Origin of the sequence: Paenarthrobacter aurescens (assembly GCF_025421775.1) — a bacterium.
Classification (GTDB): domain Bacteria; phylum Actinomycetota; class Actinomycetes; order Actinomycetales; family Micrococcaceae; genus Arthrobacter; species Arthrobacter aurescens_B.
Window position 1 is genome coordinate 88,537 of sequence record NZ_JAOEFX010000011.1, and the last position, 15,603, is coordinate 104,139.

Below are 15,603 nucleotides of genomic sequence, written 5' to 3' on the forward strand. Positions count from 1 at the left end.
GGGCCAGTGAGCCTCGCACGTCGGCTCATCTCAGCCGGATTCAGCGATCTCGAAAAGGGCGAACGTTTCCTTGCTGCCCCCGAACTTGAGGGGATTGACGAGGAAGCGCTCTTTGCCGGGCTCTCCATGTCGGCGAGCCCGGACACAGCCCTCCAGTCATTGGTGCGGCTCCTTGAGAGAAATCCCGGGCTGAAGAAACTGGCCGCCGCGGAGCAAGATACCTGTGAGCCCATGTACCGCTTACTGGGAGCCTCCGAGGCACTGGGCGAGTTCCTCATGCGTCGGCCGGAGCATCTGGATGTCTTCGATGTCCGGGTCAGTCCTGAGCCCCTCCAGGCTTCCAGCGAAGAGCTTCGCGCCAAGCTGCTGCGCTCCGTGAAGGCCGAGCCCGGTGCCCAGCGCCCCGTTGCAGGCGTCACGGGGTTACCTGCTTATGCGGCCTTACGCACCGCCTACCGCCGGGGACTCACTGAACTAGCCATCAAGGACCTCTGTGCTGCCTCGCCCCAGGACTTCATGCCGGCCGTCGGGGCTGAGCTTGCCGATCTCGCTGGCGCTGCCATCGAGGCAGCCCTCGCGGTAGCCCGGGCAGAAGCGGCAGGTCAGTATGCAGCCGAAGAGATAGCCGACGTCGGGCTCGCCGTCATTGGCATGGGCAAGTGCGGTGCGCGCGAGCTGAACTACATTTCCGACGTCGATGTCATCTACGTCATCGAGGCAGGGGACTTGGAGGATGCCCGCGCGTCAACCATCGGCACAGCCCTTGCCTCAGGGATTTCCCGGGCAATCTCATCCTCAGCACCGGAACCGGGGCTGTGGGAAGTCGATGCCAACCTCCGTCCCGAGGGCAAGTCGGGGCCGTTGGTCCGTACGCTGCCCTCCCACCTCAGCTATTACGCGCGTTGGGCAGAAAGTTGGGAGTTCCAGGCACTGTTGAAGGCCCGGACCATTGCGGGTGACCGGGAACTGGGCCAACGCTACGAGAAAGCAGTGGAGCCTCTGGTGTGGGCTTCCGCGGGCCGCGACGGCTTTGTTGAGTCCGTGCAGGCAATGCGCCGCAGGGTGACCGATTACATCCCGGCGGCCGAGGAACAGCGCCAGATCAAGTTGGGCCGCGGCGGCCTTCGCGACGTCGAGTTCACGGTGCAGTTGCTCCAGTTGGTGCACGGCAAGTCTGATGAATCACTTCGATGCAGGGACACCACGTCCGCGATCGCGGCGCTTTCCGCCGGGGGTTACATCGGCCGAACGGATGCGGCCGCCTTCGACAATGCATACCGTTACCTGCGCCTGCTGGAACACCGGATCCAGCTGTTCCAGCTTCGACGAACCCACCTCATGCCTGTGACCGAGGACGCCCAGCGCTTTCTTGCCAAAGCCGTCCTGGGTCCTTTCTCCGTGGAGCGGCCACATCCCGATCAGTTGATGGCGACCTGGCAAAAAACGAAGAAGGCCGTGCGTGAACTGCACGAGCGGATCTTCTACCGGCCGTTGTTGAACACAGCAGCCAAACTGAGCAGCGAAGACGCCAAGCTCAGTCCGGAAGCGGCCCAGGGTCGTCTCGCAGCGCTGGGTTACCTGGACCCCCAAGGTGCGATGCGGCATATTGAGGCACTGACGGCCGGGGTCAGCCGGCGCGCTGCGCTGCAGCGACAACTTCTTCCGATCCTTCTGGGTTGGCTCGCCGAAGGCGTAGATCCCGACGCCGGATTGCTTGCCTTCCGCAGGGTCAGCGAGGCGCTTGGGACCACACACTGGTACCTGGGCTTGCTCCGGGATTCCCAAGCGGCTGCTGAGAGGCTATGCCAAGTGCTGGCAAACTCGCGGCTGATCTCGGATCTGTTGGAAGTCTCTCCGGAGTCCGTGGCGTGGCTGGGCAGTGACAAGGACTTGGCTCCTATCCGTTTTGAAGCCCAGTGGCAGGAAATCCAGTCCAAGCTGTCCCGTCACCCGGATCCTGAAAGCGCCATGAGGCTCATCCGGTTGATCAGGCGTCGCGAAATTCTGCGGACCGCAATTGCGGACAGTTCAGGTTTGCTCGACCAGGATGCCGTGGGACTTGCCCTGGCCGAGACCGACCGGGCAGCAGTCCTGGGAGCCTTACATGTGGCGGAAGCCGTCATTGCCTCCGATGGTCCGCTGAAGACTGATGTCCTGGTGGTTGCCATGGGCCGGCAGGGCGGACGCGAGATAGGGTACGGCTCGGACGCGGACGTCATCTACGTGCACAGGGCCCGGCCCGGCTTTGCTGACGCCGAGGCCCAGGAACAGGCGACGGCGATAGTCGCCAAAGTTTCAAGCTTCCTTACGCAGCCGCTCAAGCCGGCCATCATGGCTGAGCGGGTGCTCATGGTAGACGCCGATTTGAGGCCCGAGGGCAAGAACGGCGCGATGGTCCGCTCGCTGGAGTCTTACGCTGAGTACTACCGCCGTTGGTCGCTGATCTGGGAGGCGCAGGCGCTGCTGCGCGCACGGCCAATGGCCGGTTCGGACGAGTTGGCTGCCGACTTTGTGAAGCTTATCGACCCCATCAGGTACCCCGAAGAACTTACGGACCAGGATGTGCGGGAGGTCCGGCGCATCAAGGCACGGGTTGAGGCTGAACGGTTGCCGCGCGGCGCTGATCCGGCCCGGCACGTCAAGCTCGGCCGCGGTGGGCTGAGCGACGTTGAATGGCTGGTCCAGTTGATTCAGCTGCAACACGCTGGAAAACACCCGGAGCTCCGGACCAGTTCAACGCTTGAGGCGCTCTCTGCCGCGGAGAAGCTGGGCTTCATCGACGAAGACGACGCTGCGCTTCTGCGGGACGCCTGGCGGCTGGCCAGCCGTATCCGTTCCGCGAACGTGATCGTGACGGGACGGGCTTCGGACCTCCTGCCGTCGTCGAGGAAAGACCTTGAGGCCGCGGCGAGGTGGTGTGGATACGCTCCGGGAAATGCAGGCCAGTTCGAAGAGGACTACTTGCGGCTCAGTCGTCGTGCCAGGGGAGTCTTCGAAAAGATCTTCTACGGCACCTAGCCCTCGGACATGGCTGCCGCGGCTTTTTCCCGGGCATGTTTCAACATGGCAACCACCGGCGCTCCCGGCATGAGCTGTCCGTCAACCACGTAGCCTTCTTCGCGGTCCCGCAGTGTTTCCACCATCCGTTGCCGCCAGATTCGCAGGTCAGCGTGGCTGGCCGGGTCTTCGGCCAGGTTGGCGCATTCCTGGGGGTCGTTGTCGAGGTTGAAAAGCTCTTCCGTGCCCTTGCCGGATCCCCAGATGTATTTCTGGTGGCCGTCGGTCAACCAGTGCAGGTTCTGTCCCCAGTAGACGTGTTCGCCGTGGAGGACCTCCCGCACCGCTTCGGTGTTCTCGCCCCTCACGATCCCTGCCAGCGACTTGCCATCAACCGACTCAGGGATCGGAAGCCCCGCGAGGTCGAGCAAGGTGGGCATGATGTCCCTGAGTTCCACCACGTGGTCCACCACCGTTCCCCGCGCTGCATCCACCGCCGAGGGCGGGTTGGCAATGATGAAGGGTATGCGCGAGGATCCCTCATACGGCACAGCCTTACGGAACATGTGGTGGTCGCCCATCATCTCGCCATGGTCGCTCGTGAAGGCGATGACGGTGTTGTCGGCAAGGCCGAAGTCCGCCAGCGACTCCTTGATGCGATTGACCTGCAGGTCGATCTGCGCCATCAGTCCGTAGTATCCGGCCCTGGCACGGTGGACTACGTGGTCCGGCATTCTGCCGTAGCTTGCCTGGTAGTCTCCGTCCCTCCGGTGGTCGTCCCAGTGGTGCTCCCAATTGCCCTCCACGGCTTCAAAGGCCGGAATGTTGAGGTACTGGTCAAAAGCCCACGACGGCGGATCGTACGGCGGGTGGGGACGGTGGAAGGAGAGGTAGAGGAAGAATGGCTTCACGGGGTCGCGGCGGTGCATCCACTCGATGGCTTGAGTCCCAATCCAATGTGTCGGATGCAGGTTCTCCGCTTTGTCCCATGGGCGGGCCACAATCGAATTGCAGTTGACGCCGTGGTCGAAGTACTCGGCGTCCGGTCCCATGCCTGGTTGCCTCCGAAGCCAGGGGACGTAGTCGTCAAACATTGCGAAATGCTGTTGGTGTTCCCGTCGGGCGTGGTGGAGGTACCCATCATGGAGAATGACGTCGTCGAATCCGAGCCTTGAGCGTTCAGGCCACACGTGCATTTTTCCGATGGCCTGCGTGTGGTATCCGCCCTTTTTGAACTCGTCCTGTACCGTCACCGGGTGGACTGCGTGGAAAGGCACGCCATCGTTGTAACCGACCCGGCCATGCCGCTCCTGGGATTGCCCCGTGAACAATGCCACACGGGCGGGCACACATGATGGCGTAGCAGAATAGCCCTTGGAAAACCGGACGCCGTTCCTGGCCAGTTCGTCGAGGTGGGGTGTTTCCACGTAGGGGTGGCCGTCCGAGGACAAGCAGTCGCCCCGCCATTCATCGACACAGATCAGGATGACGTTCGGTTGGCTCATGGGAGTGGTTCCTTGGTGGTAGGGAACTGTTGAGATAACTCTAGTGGGAGGAATGCACAAAATGCTTGATAATGACGCTGGAGATCTCTTTTCGATCGCTAATGATCATCTAGATCGGGGCGATGTGTGGCTTATCCCGCTCAAACTCCTCGATGATGACTCGCGCGCCATTCAGCTTGGTGCCGTTGCGGAGCTGGCCGTAGCGGCGGCTCAGCGCACGTTCGTGGGCGACCCCCTACGCATGATGCTGATTGGACTGGCCGAAGAATCCCGGGTTCCGTACGTCATCGAGTCCGGGGGAGTGGCCGTTGGCGTCCTGACCCTGCAGTCCGGGGCGGCGCGATTGGCGGGCTGGCCCGACGATGATTCCGCCTGGCTTCTCAGGGGATTCCTCATCGACACGCGAAGTCAGGGGCGGGGGATTGGCTCGCGGGCAGCGCGCACCGCCGTGGATGAAGCGCGCAAACTGACCGCTAGGCTGGGCGGCGGCCAGGCCGGCGTCGTACTTTCCGTCAATGAACGTAACCCTGCCGGGCAGGCGGCCTATGCCAACGCCGGTTTCGTGGATAGGGGACGGTACTTGGGCGCCAGTTCAGGTCCACAACGAATCATGTACAGGGAGTTCGGCTAGCCACCACGTCGGCGGTGCACGAAAATACGGCACGCAGTAAAGAAGCATGGGGCCCGGGGCTGTTCCCGGCAGACGCGTATCGTCTAAGATTCTCGCGTGACAGTGATGCTGGATCCGGAAGGTGCCGCCTTTTCAGATGCGTGCTGCTTCCGATGCGAGCAGGCCGGGCCACACTGGTCCTCACGCCATGGCGGGGCAGGCATCTTTGCTTGCCGGCGGTGCTTCGCAACGTTCGCCGACCTGGAGTCCGGCGACTGTGAAAAGGGCGGACAGGTCCGAAGCCCGGGGGCCGCGGCGGGGGAGCTCGTTCTCGAATCCAAGTAGTCGTGACGGTCGTGCTACGAAAAAACGAGTACACACTACTCGTGCCCCAAAGCGCCGGCGGGGGCAGCATATTCGTTATGACAGCCTATGTGATTGAACCAGCGGCACTGCTTCACCGCTGCCAGTGCTGCGGTGAAGAAACCGACCGGGTGTTCTGCCCGGACTGCGCGGCGCCGGAACGGCCCGGAAAGACGCCCACAACCAAACACTGATTCTCCTGGAACCATGCCCATGGCCACGGCTGGTTCATGCGGGGATGCCTGATGCTAAGTATCCTTATAGACTTCTTCTGTATCTGATCTCAAGGCATAGGGGAAGTACATGGAATACAACGGAAGTCCGACCGAAAAGGCCTTTCCTGCGGGACAGCTGGATCGGCGCCACGTGGGCCAGTCTGTGAGCTTTCAGCCCAATGACTTCACTGTCGTCTTCGGTACGATTGCCGGCATCGCGCGGACCGAGGCTCTCGTCTATCTTTCCCTCGACGGAGTTTCGGGTGGTACTCATCTGAAGGATGAGTATGACCTCCCCGTTGATCAGGACGTCTACCTTCAGCTGGACCCGCTCGGCAGCGCAGAGAAGGGCCTCTCGGAAGCCGCCGGCTTTGTCAAAGACAAGCTGGATGAAATCACCAGGAACATCCGCGAACGCGAGCAGGGTAAGTCAGAGTAGTCCGCGGGCATAACGACGACCGGCCTCAGTAACTCCGGGGCTGGTCGTCGTTTTGTGTCCGCTATCGGGCGGTGGAAGCTCTTCTGCGACGAGTGTGTCTCCTCGTAGAGAGGTGTGTTTGCCGGCGCCCTGAAAAGCGGGTCGGGTGTCCAACGATTTTGTGCGCGAAGTGGCGGGATTTCTCCTTGGCAAGGCGCCGTTTTTGGTCGAGGGCAGTCAGCATCGTCAGGGTTACGCCAACCCACAACACTGCCGCCGCCAGGACGACGCCCATCAGCACCAAGGGCTGCATGCCTGAAGTGTAAGCCTTGGCGGTCCCATGAAGAAGGGGCGGAGAAGCTCGGGGAAAATCGTCAGGGGACCTGCCAAGAGCTCGTGCGGAAATGCCGAAAAAGAAGGGGCCACAGGCGTGATGCCTGTGGCCCCTTCCCGGGTTACCTGAGTTCTTGAGGACTCCGGTGCCCCATGGTGGCTAGACGCCGTAGTAGAGCTCGAACTCGCCATTGGGTATTGGTGAAGTACGAGGCCCGTTGATCTCCCCTAGAATCCGGGGATTTTAGGCTGGTGCGAGATGAGTGAATATTAGGCTTTGCGGACCTCTTGCGGACTTTCTGCGGACTGAGCTGCTACTCTCTCGGCCCCTTCCCGGCTGTTGCGTGACCGTGCGAGGGCTTGGCTGCGCTTCGTTCCTACCGATGGGCGTTTGGGTGGTGGGGTGGGGGATGGCTCCTGCTTTCGGTACAGGCGCTGAATGGCTTCGAGGTCTTCGGCGGTGAAACGGAATTCTGACCCGATTTGAAGGTGCGGCCAATGGTCCTGTTTGCGTCTGCGGTAGATGGTCGACCGCGACAGCTTTAGTAGTTCCCCGATTTCCTCCAAGGTGTATAACTCACCTGGTTGTTTGTTTTCTATCGTCATCCGCTGAGGGTAGACACGCGGTGTTACGGCAGCAACCTGTGGCGTAAGAAGCCCCGCATTCAGGGACATATATACCTGAGCATGCCCCAACATACTTGGACAAGCAGCAGAAAGGGTCCGCAGCCACCACAGCTACGGACCCTATAAAAGCTTCACCAACCACCAAGTTGATCTGCAATTAGATTAACAGAAATGCACACTAGTGCAAGTCCATCTGCAAAAATGTGCAGCCGAAGATATGGTGACAGCCTGTCCGTTGACGCCAGCCACGGATAGCGTGGGGCGATGGAGACTTCGGCTCGTTCTACTGAACTCAATGACCAGCTCAAAGCTCACAGCCTCTCGTGGGCAGGCGCCATCGACTCTTTAGGCTACGAGCCGCGCTTAGCTCCGATATTGGACGAGCCGACTGCCATCATTGGCGATGAAGTGCCGGCGCTGGCTAGTGGGTCGCTGAGCCACAACGTTGATCATGGCCAGCGAGAATTTGACGATTCAGGCGATCTGATCTTCCCCGATCAACCCAACCTTTACGACGTAATTGTTGTGACAGATCGCCTTTTCATTCTGACCTGGGGCCATCTGCGGAAAGGCTCAGCGTCCGCTGAGCGGGAACTGACAACAGTTAGAGCACGCAAGAACATCTCTCAAGTCACGATTGAAATCACTCCCGGTCAGGAACGTTACCCAGGCGGCATTGCCACTCATCATGACGTATCCCTGACCTTCGTCGATGGGTCTAAATTGAAAATCCCGAATGCGGAGGAGGATCTGACCCCGGCAGGTATAGCGGCGTTGTCTGCGCTCATTCCCGAGTTCTATGCGGACATGTCTGCCTGAGAGGGCAGGTACTCCGGGTCTGGTTCCCTGCCTTCATAGGGGCTGCGCACAACCACGCCGGAACGGTCCTCCGAGTTCAGTTCGGCCCTCATCTTCTGGAAACCATCACGGTCAAATGGTTTTAATTGGAGGTTGGTCCGGTTAATATTCGGAGCATGAGGAAAAATTGGGGGCCTATCTTGCTTGTATCTGTCGGTCTAACAGGATGTTCATCCGCCGGCAGTGAGCCCGCGCCGGTCACGTCTACGGCTGTCACGGCCGCACCAACCCCCACACCGACTCCCACCACTTCAGTCGAACAGTTCGCGAGCATCATCACCGAACGTGAAGAGGCGTGGCGTGAGTACGAAGACAACATTGTTGCCTGCGCCTTGGCATCGATAGGGGACACTGCGATTGATTTCGCCAAGCGGACCACTTGCGGCTACACGGTCAGCACGGTGGTGTTGACCGCCAAGCAAGCTGCTGTGCAAATCCGAAAGTTGCCAACCCCGCCTGCGGAGTTGCAGAGCCTTGTTGCTCGCACTCTTACCAATTTGGATGTCTTGGCTAAGAACCCAGCGCCGACCGCCTGCGAGGACAAAGAGAGCGAAGCGTGCGACGCCGCGATAACTCAGGCGAATGGGGAGATAAGGCCGCTCATCACCGTCCTTGACGCCTGGAAGCCCTACACGCGCTAATCGATAGCGGCCCGAAGCGACGGGCAGCTCCGACGGCAAGACACCCAGGAGACCCACCTGGCCAGGCCGTCAGCTTTCCGTGCACGTTCTCTCTGATCAGAGCCGATTCTGCGGTGCAGGTTCTCCGTTCCAAAAAAGGCGGTTTTCCGGATGACGCCGTGAACTATGCCGGTGACGAAGGTGAGAACTTCGTCATACGAACTGTCGTCTTCGGCCCCGAAAAATTCGTTATGGGACTCGCCACCGGCAAATATGAGATAAGCCTCGGAGGAAATACTCGTTGTGTTCCCGACTCGGAAAAGAAACGGCTCTACTTTGCGGTAGGAGAGGGGCTGGGGTTGGACGGGAGGCCGAAGTTTTCGGGATACAGCTCTTTGTAGATTGCGGTTTGGTCCCCGGCAACGCAGACGCTGTCCATCTCCAAGCCGGAGCCTTCGATGTTTGCGTAGTAGGAAACCAATTGTCCGCCGTTTTTGTCAGCGTAGAGGCGAATGAGACCTGGGTCCCGGGGGTTGGTTTCTGTGCGGGTGGTGAAGCCCTTGGATTCCCAGAACGTTTTGACCACTTTGACTGATGCTTGCAGATCGACGGGATCGGCAGTCTGGCTCAGGACGATGTAGTTCACGCCGTCTTTGCCGTCGCTTGTGTTGCAGGGACCGTTTCGGAGGCCCTCGTCGGCCCATTTTTGAGGTCCGATAGCTTTTTGGGTTTCCGTTTTGAAGGCGTGGAGGTCCGCGAGGGCCTGTTTGAGTTCTTCGACCTGGGCTTTGACGGTTGCGGGGTCGCTGGGATTGCTTGAGCCGGTCATGGTGTTCTCCGGGGTAGGGGGCGTGCAGGCGCTCAGTGCAATGGTCGCACAGACTAACGCGGCGAGTATGCGGCTGGTCTTTAGACGGGCTTTGGGTTCACGGGGCATGCGGTTCACTCTTCCTGAGTTGTTCAACGGCCCGCAAATCCGGCCGGTGGCGATACTGGTCGTGCGCCTGGCAGGATACGGTCTCCGTTGCCGGTTGTTGTCAGGGCCGCCTCGTACAGAGCCGTGGTTCCCTTATCCAGGTACCCGTAGCCGTCGCCGCCATTTTCATGTACCAGTGTGTTGTGTTCTGTGGTGCCTTGATACTGGGTCCCGTCGATCGTGACCTCTTCTGAAGAGAACACTTCCGCGCCGAAGGATTCCAGGCGCGGATCCTGGCGTTGGAAGCGGCCCATTTGGGCCAGTCCATCGCCTGCGGCGTGGGTGGCGTAAACCTGGCCGGCTGGGACGTGGAGGTCTCCGGTGTTTCGGATCTCTTTTTCTATGCCGGCGGAGCCGACCATCGTGAAGGAGGCGACGTCCAACTCCGCAGCGGCAAGGGCGTTGGATGTCACGGTGGTGCCGTAGGAATGGGCCAGTACGTGCAGGGTCTCCGGGGTCCTGTTGCCCAAACCCTCTCTGACGGCGTTGAACCCCTGAAGGTCTGCGACGAACCGGTCGGCACCGGCCCGGGCGGCATCGCCGCTGTTCACGGTCGGAACCGTGGGCGGTTCATAGTTGATCCACGCCACCACCGCGAAGGACTTCTTCCTCGAGATCAGCTTTTGTTGCGACTGGAGGTTCGCAGCGTTGAATGCCCAATCATTGAAGCCGCTTTGCGGTGTGATGAGCATGCCGGACACTGCGTAGGTAACGTTGTCGGCCGTATCGGGGTTGCCCGCAGAGACCTGTGCCTTCGGTGAGCCGTGGGTGAGGTCGAAGCCGAGCAGGACAGCTTCTCCTGACGCTCCCGCGTTGACGAGGGCTTGACCGATACCGTCAAGGGCTTTCTGCTGCGTTTGCAGCTGTATCCAGTGCGGGTTTGGAATGGACCGCCCCGTGCTGGTGAACAAGGACTCCGGCGTCCTGGCGAGTTCGGCGTTGATGCGTTCCTTCTCTGTGGCGAGGCGTAGCCGGTTGGCGAGGTTCCTGGCGGTCGCTGTGACGCCGTTCAGGTTCCCAATGACCCCCGGGAGGGCCTCGATCAGGAGCTTCTGACTGATGCCGGGTTCGATTGTTCCGTTCTTGGTGACGGTGTGGCCGAGCCCGGCCCACCACTTGGCTGTCACTACGGGGTCAAGCCCCGGTTGGCTGAGGAGTCCCTGAAGTCGGTCTTTGTTCGCAGGGGCGGCGAGCCAGGCTTTTAGTTGATCGGCGTTCAGGGCCCCGATGTCGTTCAAACTCACTTGCCCGGGTGATGCGTGCTGTATGAGGGCGCTGTTGAGCATGGTGTCGGCCATGGAACCGCTGCCTGCTGTTTCGAATGCCGCGGCGATCTGCTCAAGCCAAGCCGCATCATCGGCGTTCTCAGTCAGAAGCTGCTCGAAGCCGGACACGAACGTGACAATGCCCTTGTTCACCCAGGAACACGATGCGGTGAATGCGCTCCACGCGTTCCGGATTCGTCCCAGCTCCGCGTCCAGGACGTTCGAGGAGGCGCGGGACTGGGACGCGAACCCGCGCAGCTTTCCGGGGTCGGCCGAGCTTGTTCCGCCTCCCGATCCACCGGCGAACCGGGCCCGGTCGCGCGCGGAGAACACCGCTGAAATCGTTGGTGGCGCAACCCGCGTTTCCTCGGGTTTCGGATCATTCAGCGTGCTCAGCAGGGCCGCCGACTGGCGGGCTGGATCGAGGGACGCCAGTTCCCGTTCACGGGCATCGGCGCGTTGCCGCCAGGCGGTGAGTTTCTTTAGCCGGGACTTCTCCTCCTGCGCTTTGAGCTTTGCTTGCCGGACGTCCTCAGCCAACGCTGCGAGAACCCCGGCAAGCCTGGCGCGGTCATCAGCCCTGATGGCACAAGCCTGGGTGAACAGCTGCGCGTATCCGCCTTTGAAGTCCACCACGGCATGATCCATGGTCCCGTCCAGGAACCCACCCTCGCCACGCAGAACCTGATCCGCTGAATCAGCAGCACTGATCACAGCGTCGGCAGCGCCATCATCAAAGACGATCCCGACGGCAGCGCTGTCATTAAAAATAAAACTCATGCCCGTCCGCCGCAACGTTGGCCCGCTAGTGACGCATGAAGCCTGAGAGCCGGCGCTCGTTGACCAACTGGACCGCGTAGACTGCCCGCATGATCCGCGCCGCCGAAGCAACCCCTGACCCTGCAATCCAAGTATGGACACTCGTCGTTGCTGCCGTAGCCGCCGTTGCTGCGGTGATCGCTGGCATCATCGCAGCAGTTTCAGCCTCTAAGAGAGACCGGGCCTCCTGGCTGCGCCAAGAGCAGACGGCCGCATACGAAGCATTCGCAAATGCTGCGTGGGTCGCTCTCGATGAGTTCAGCACCGGCGCGGTTGGACGTGCACTGAAAGACCCTTACTTCAAGGGGGGTTTCGGACGTGGATTTCATGCGAGGCATCATCACCCCAGCAATCCAGTATCCAGGCGTCGAACTTAAGACTGAGGAATCGAAGAACCCGATCCCCATACCGCAAAACATGTGCCTTGAGCTGTCAGTGAATCATGCACGTTGGGGGAGTGAAACGCTGGTGACGAACGAATGGGGGCGCGCCATGTCGCCGCATCGCTTAGAGCACTACTTCCGCGAGGCTCGAAATGCGGTCAAGGGGCTTCCGGAAGGGTTCCGCTTCCATGACCTCAGGCACTACTTTGCATCACTTCTTATCGCTCAAGGGCTTGATGTGAAGGTTGTTCAGAAAAGCCTTAGGCATTCGTCAGCAAAAACAACGTTGGACACCTACGGGCACATGTGGCCTGACAAGGAAGCACGGCACGGGCCGCTGTTGCTGGCGTCCTTGCGGAACGGCTCAATTCGCGGGCGGAGAAGGACGCATGAGCGCCTAGCAATTAAAGGCGAAAAGGCCGGCCCTCAGGTGGTGAAACCTGGGGCCGGCCTTTCTGTGTCTTGATTCTTGCGGACTGCCTGCGGACTATGCCCGCTTCTGCCGCATGATCTAGCTAGACGCCGTAGTAGAGCTCGAACTCGTACGGGTTCGGGCGCAGCGACAGCGGGCGGATCTCATTCTCGTACTTGTAGTCGATCCAGGTATCGATGAGGTCCTGGGTGAAGACGCCGCCGGCCTGCAGGAACTCGTTGTCCTCGCGAAGGGCCTCAAGGGCCTCTTCCAGGGAGCCCGGAGCCTTCGGGATGTCCTTGGCTTCCTCGGCGGGCAGCTCGTAGAGGTCCTTGTCGATCGGAGCCGGGGGTTCGATGCGGTTGCGGATGCCGTCAATGCCGGCCATCAGCTGGGCAGCGAACGCCAGGTACGGGTTGGAGGAGGGGTCCGGAGCGCGGAATTCGATGCGCTTGGCCTTCGGGTTGGTGCCCGTGATCGGGATGCGGATACCGGCGGAGCGGTTGCCCTGGGAGTAAACCATGTTCACGGGGGCTTCGAAGCCCTTGACCAGGCGGCGGTAGGAGTTCACCGTCGGGTTGGTGAAAGCAAGCACTGCGGAGGAGTGCTTCAGCAGGCCGCCGATGTACCAGCGGGCAGTGTCGGAGAGGCCAGCGTAGCCCTTCTCGTCATAGAACAGCGGGTCGCCGTTGCTCCACAGCGACTGGTGGCAGTGCATGCCCGAGCCGTTGTCGCCGAAGACAGGCTTCGGCATGAAGGTGACGGACTTGCCCCACGCATCGGCGGTGTTCTTGATGATGTACTTGAACTTCTGCAGGTCATCGGCAGCCGCGGTCAGTGTGGTGAACTTGTAGTTGATCTCAGCCTGGCCGGCGGATCCAACTTCGTGGTGGGAGCGCTCAACCTCAAGGCCGGCCTTGTCCAGCTCGATACACATGGCGTCGCGAAGGTCGGCTTGCTTGTCGGTGGGGGAGACCGGGAAGTAGCCGCCCTTGACCGGGGTCTTGTAACCGAGGTTGCCGCCCTCTTCCTTGCGACCGGTGTTCCAGTGAGCTTCTTCGGAGTCGATCTTGTAGAAGCTGCCCTGCGGGGAGGACTCGTACTGGATGTTGTCGAAGACGAAGAATTCAGCTTCGGGAGCGAAGAACGCGGTGTCGGCGATACCGGTGGAGGCCAGGTAGGCTTCAGCCTTCTCAGCCACGCCACGGGGGTCGCGGTGGTAGGGGTCACCGGTGCGGGGGTTCACGATGGAGAAGTTCAGTGCAAGCGTCTTCTCGATGCGGAATGTGTCGATGAAGGCCGAGGTCACATCCGGGATGAGCTGCATGTCGGACTCAGCGATGCCCTGGAAGCCGCGGATGGACGATCCATCGAAAAGCTGACCGTTGACGAAGAAATCGAGGTCTACGCTCTTGGCGGGCACATTGAAGTGCTGCTGGACACCAGGAAGGTCGGTGAAGCGGATATCGACGAATTTGACGTCTTCGTCTTTGATGAACTTGAGGACTTCGTCCGCAGTCTTGAACATCTATGCTCCTTATGCATATCAAGTAACAGGCCCGGAAGGCCGCGTGGTGCAGCCCAGGCCACAGCTCTGGAGACACAAAAAGATCCCCTTGCCATGGTGGCTGGCAACTCATACCACCTTAGGGAGATGGGATTTCCCGGGGGTGTCAGTATTGTTTCCGGCAGGTTACAGAATCATCTGTCATGTAAACGGTAGTCGGCTTTCCGGTGTCGGGTCCACGCAGGTCCGCTGGGCGAACACGGATCCGAGAGGTTGCGCTCCCGGCAGTTGAGGTGAGGCGGACACCGCGCTTGCCAGCCGTTAGGCTTGAGGTGTGGTTGATCGAAAAGACATTGGCTCCTGGTTGAGCGGTCCGGATACTTCCGGAATCTCCAAGTATCCCGGCGAAAGGCTCGGGTTGCCTGAGTCCGGTCCCGGGTCCATCGCACGCGCCGGACGCCGCATACTGGGCATCGTGGTGGACTGGACGATCGCGCTGGTCATCAGCAATTTTGCGTTCGGTGGAAACCAGTGGGCTACCTTGGCCATTTTCGCCGTAGAACAGATTCTCTTGATTGGCACCCTGGGCTACAGCATCGGGCACCGGATCGCCGGTATCCATGTGGTCCGATTGGGCGGCGGCCCGGCCGGTCCGATGGCTGCTGTGGTGCGGACTTTGCTCCTGTGCCTGGTCATTCCGGCAGTCGTGTTCGACCCCGACCAGCGGGGCCTTCACGACAAAGCCATGAACACGATCCTCATCCGGATGTAGCGGCTGGCTCTATCTCCTGTTAAAACTAACGGCGCAAACAAAAAACCGCCCCTCTTCTCCGTGAGAAGAGGGGCGGTTTTTCGATAAGTGGCTCAGCGTCCGCGGGCGGCTTTGCGGTCCGGGCGGGCCTTGTACGGGTCAATGCCCTTGGGGATCGGCAGGCGGTTTCCCAAGGAGTTGATGCGCTTGCTGACGGCGTTGACCTCAATCTTGGTCAGCTCGTTCTTGAGCTTGCCCATCGTCTTGGCCAGCTTGTTCAGTGGTACCTGCCCCTCGCCGCGACCGGATTCGAGGACATGGATGGTGACATTCGGGAGGATCCGGGCAAGGCGCTTGCGTTCGGCGTCCACGAGGGGCTTGACCCGGTGTGAGGGGCCTTCGCTGACCAGGACGACGCCGGGACGGCCAATGGCCATGAACACGGCGTCCTGCGTGCGGGGGTTGACGGCGACAGGCTGGTCCTGTGTGACCCAGCCGCGACGAAGGGTGCCCAGCGCTGCACCTGAGGCGCCGGGCTGGTTCTCGATCTGCGCGAACGCTGCTTTTTCAGCCCGGCGGGAAAGAATAAACACCGCGGCGAGAAGACCCAGCGGAATACCTATGATCAGGCCGGTGACCCAATTCTCCAGAAGGAAGCCTACAAGGAAGGCCACAGCCACCACGGCAAGGAAAGCCAGCACCATGATCCATACAACCTGGGGATCGTTCCGCCGGGTCATTTTGAAGACTTCAGCGATCTGCTTCAGCTGGCTAGGCTTCTTTGCCTTTGCTTCCTTGGGCTTGCGCTGGAACAGCCCACGCTTGGGTGCGTCGGCCGAGGGGGTCGATTTGCTGGAATCAGGGGAGTTCGCCATAGTGCGTTAATTCTACGTGATGTACGCCCAGACGCTGGACGCGTTGCGGAACGGGACGCCGGATGAAGG

Annotated in this window: 14 protein-coding genes; 7 read left to right on the forward strand and 7 right to left on the reverse strand. The window is 60.7% G+C overall.

Annotated features, from left to right (window positions below):
- Positions 1 to 6 precede the first annotated feature (6 nt).
- Positions 7 to 3,018: a bifunctional [glutamine synthetase] adenylyltransferase/[glutamine synthetase]-adenylyl-L-tyrosine phosphorylase gene (locus tag N7568_RS20460; protein ID WP_261611601.1), complete on the forward strand. Its 3,012-nt coding sequence runs from the start codon at positions 7 to 9 to the stop codon at positions 3,016 to 3,018.
- Here the strand turns inward: N7568_RS20460 and N7568_RS20465 are convergent.
- Positions 3,015 to 4,502: an arylsulfatase gene (locus N7568_RS20465; protein ID WP_261611602.1), complete on the reverse strand. Its 1,488-nt coding sequence runs from the start codon at positions 4,500 to 4,502 to the stop codon at positions 3,015 to 3,017. The two genes, N7568_RS20460 and N7568_RS20465, sit on opposite strands and share 4 nt — an antisense overlap.
- A gap of 61 nt (positions 4,503 to 4,563) precedes the next feature.
- On the opposite strand from N7568_RS20465, the gene N7568_RS20470 reads away from it, so the two are divergent.
- Both N7568_RS20470 and N7568_RS20475 read left to right on the forward strand, forming a co-directional pair.
- Positions 4,564 to 5,133, forward strand: coding sequence for a GNAT family N-acetyltransferase (locus tag N7568_RS20470; protein WP_261611603.1), 570 nt, complete (start codon positions 4,564 to 4,566; stop codon positions 5,131 to 5,133).
- 645 nt (positions 5,134 to 5,778) lie between these two features.
- Complete coding sequence (locus N7568_RS20475) at positions 5,779 to 6,129, forward strand: hypothetical protein (RefSeq protein ID WP_261611604.1); 351 nt, start codon at positions 5,779 to 5,781, stop codon at positions 6,127 to 6,129.
- A 582-nt stretch (positions 6,130 to 6,711) separates the two neighbouring features.
- On the opposite strand, the gene N7568_RS25990 is transcribed toward N7568_RS20475, so the two are convergent.
- Entirely contained in the window at positions 6,712 to 7,140 is a 429-nt protein-coding gene (locus N7568_RS25990) for a helix-turn-helix domain-containing protein (protein WP_368736528.1), read from the reverse strand.
- Positions 7,141 to 7,332: 192 nt separating this feature from the next.
- Between N7568_RS25990 and N7568_RS20480 the strand changes: the two genes are divergently transcribed.
- Positions 7,333 to 7,887 (forward strand): hypothetical protein, encoded by a 555-nt coding sequence (locus tag N7568_RS20480; RefSeq protein WP_261611605.1) that lies wholly within the window; start codon positions 7,333 to 7,335, stop codon positions 7,885 to 7,887.
- 155 nt (positions 7,888 to 8,042) lie between these two features.
- Positions 8,043 to 8,567, forward strand: coding sequence for a hypothetical protein (locus tag N7568_RS20485; protein WP_261611606.1), 525 nt, complete (start codon positions 8,043 to 8,045; stop codon positions 8,565 to 8,567).
- A 310-nt stretch (positions 8,568 to 8,877) separates the two neighbouring features.
- On the opposite strand, the gene N7568_RS20490 is transcribed toward N7568_RS20485, so the two are convergent.
- The 3 genes from N7568_RS20490 to N7568_RS20500 form a co-directional block, all read right to left on the reverse strand.
- Positions 8,878 to 9,375 (reverse strand): hypothetical protein, encoded by a 498-nt coding sequence (locus N7568_RS20490; protein ID WP_261611607.1) that lies wholly within the window; start codon positions 9,373 to 9,375, stop codon positions 8,878 to 8,880.
- Between the two features lie 131 nt (positions 9,376 to 9,506).
- On the reverse strand, positions 9,507 to 11,567 hold the full coding sequence (locus N7568_RS20495; protein WP_261611608.1) for an alpha/beta hydrolase family protein: 2,061 nt from the start codon (positions 11,565 to 11,567) through the stop codon (positions 9,507 to 9,509).
- A 25-nt stretch (positions 11,568 to 11,592) separates the two neighbouring features.
- Complete coding sequence (locus tag N7568_RS20500) at positions 11,593 to 11,757, reverse strand: hypothetical protein (protein ID WP_261611609.1); 165 nt, start codon at positions 11,755 to 11,757, stop codon at positions 11,593 to 11,595.
- A gap of 176 nt (positions 11,758 to 11,933) precedes the next feature.
- Between N7568_RS20500 and N7568_RS20505 the strand changes: the two genes are divergently transcribed.
- On the forward strand, positions 11,934 to 12,455 hold the full coding sequence (locus N7568_RS20505) for a tyrosine-type recombinase/integrase (RefSeq protein WP_261611713.1): 522 nt from the start codon (positions 11,934 to 11,936) through the stop codon (positions 12,453 to 12,455).
- A gap of 49 nt (positions 12,456 to 12,504) precedes the next feature.
- Here the strand turns inward: N7568_RS20505 and glnA are convergent, their stop codons facing one another.
- Positions 12,505 to 13,929, reverse strand: coding sequence for a type I glutamate--ammonia ligase (gene glnA, locus N7568_RS20510; RefSeq protein WP_261611610.1), 1,425 nt, complete (start codon positions 13,927 to 13,929; stop codon positions 12,505 to 12,507).
- Between the two features lie 313 nt (positions 13,930 to 14,242).
- Here glnA and N7568_RS20515 point away from each other — a divergent pair, with 313 nt between their 5' ends.
- A complete protein-coding gene (locus N7568_RS20515; RefSeq protein ID WP_261611611.1) occupies positions 14,243 to 14,680 on the forward strand; it encodes an RDD family protein in 438 nt (145 codons plus the stop codon).
- A 92-nt stretch (positions 14,681 to 14,772) separates the two neighbouring features.
- Here N7568_RS20515 and N7568_RS20520 read toward each other — a convergent pair whose 3' ends face one another.
- Positions 14,773 to 15,534, reverse strand: a complete 762-nt coding sequence (locus N7568_RS20520; protein ID WP_261611612.1) for a DUF4191 domain-containing protein — start codon at positions 15,532 to 15,534, stop codon at positions 14,773 to 14,775.
- Positions 15,535 to 15,603 lie beyond the last annotated feature (69 nt).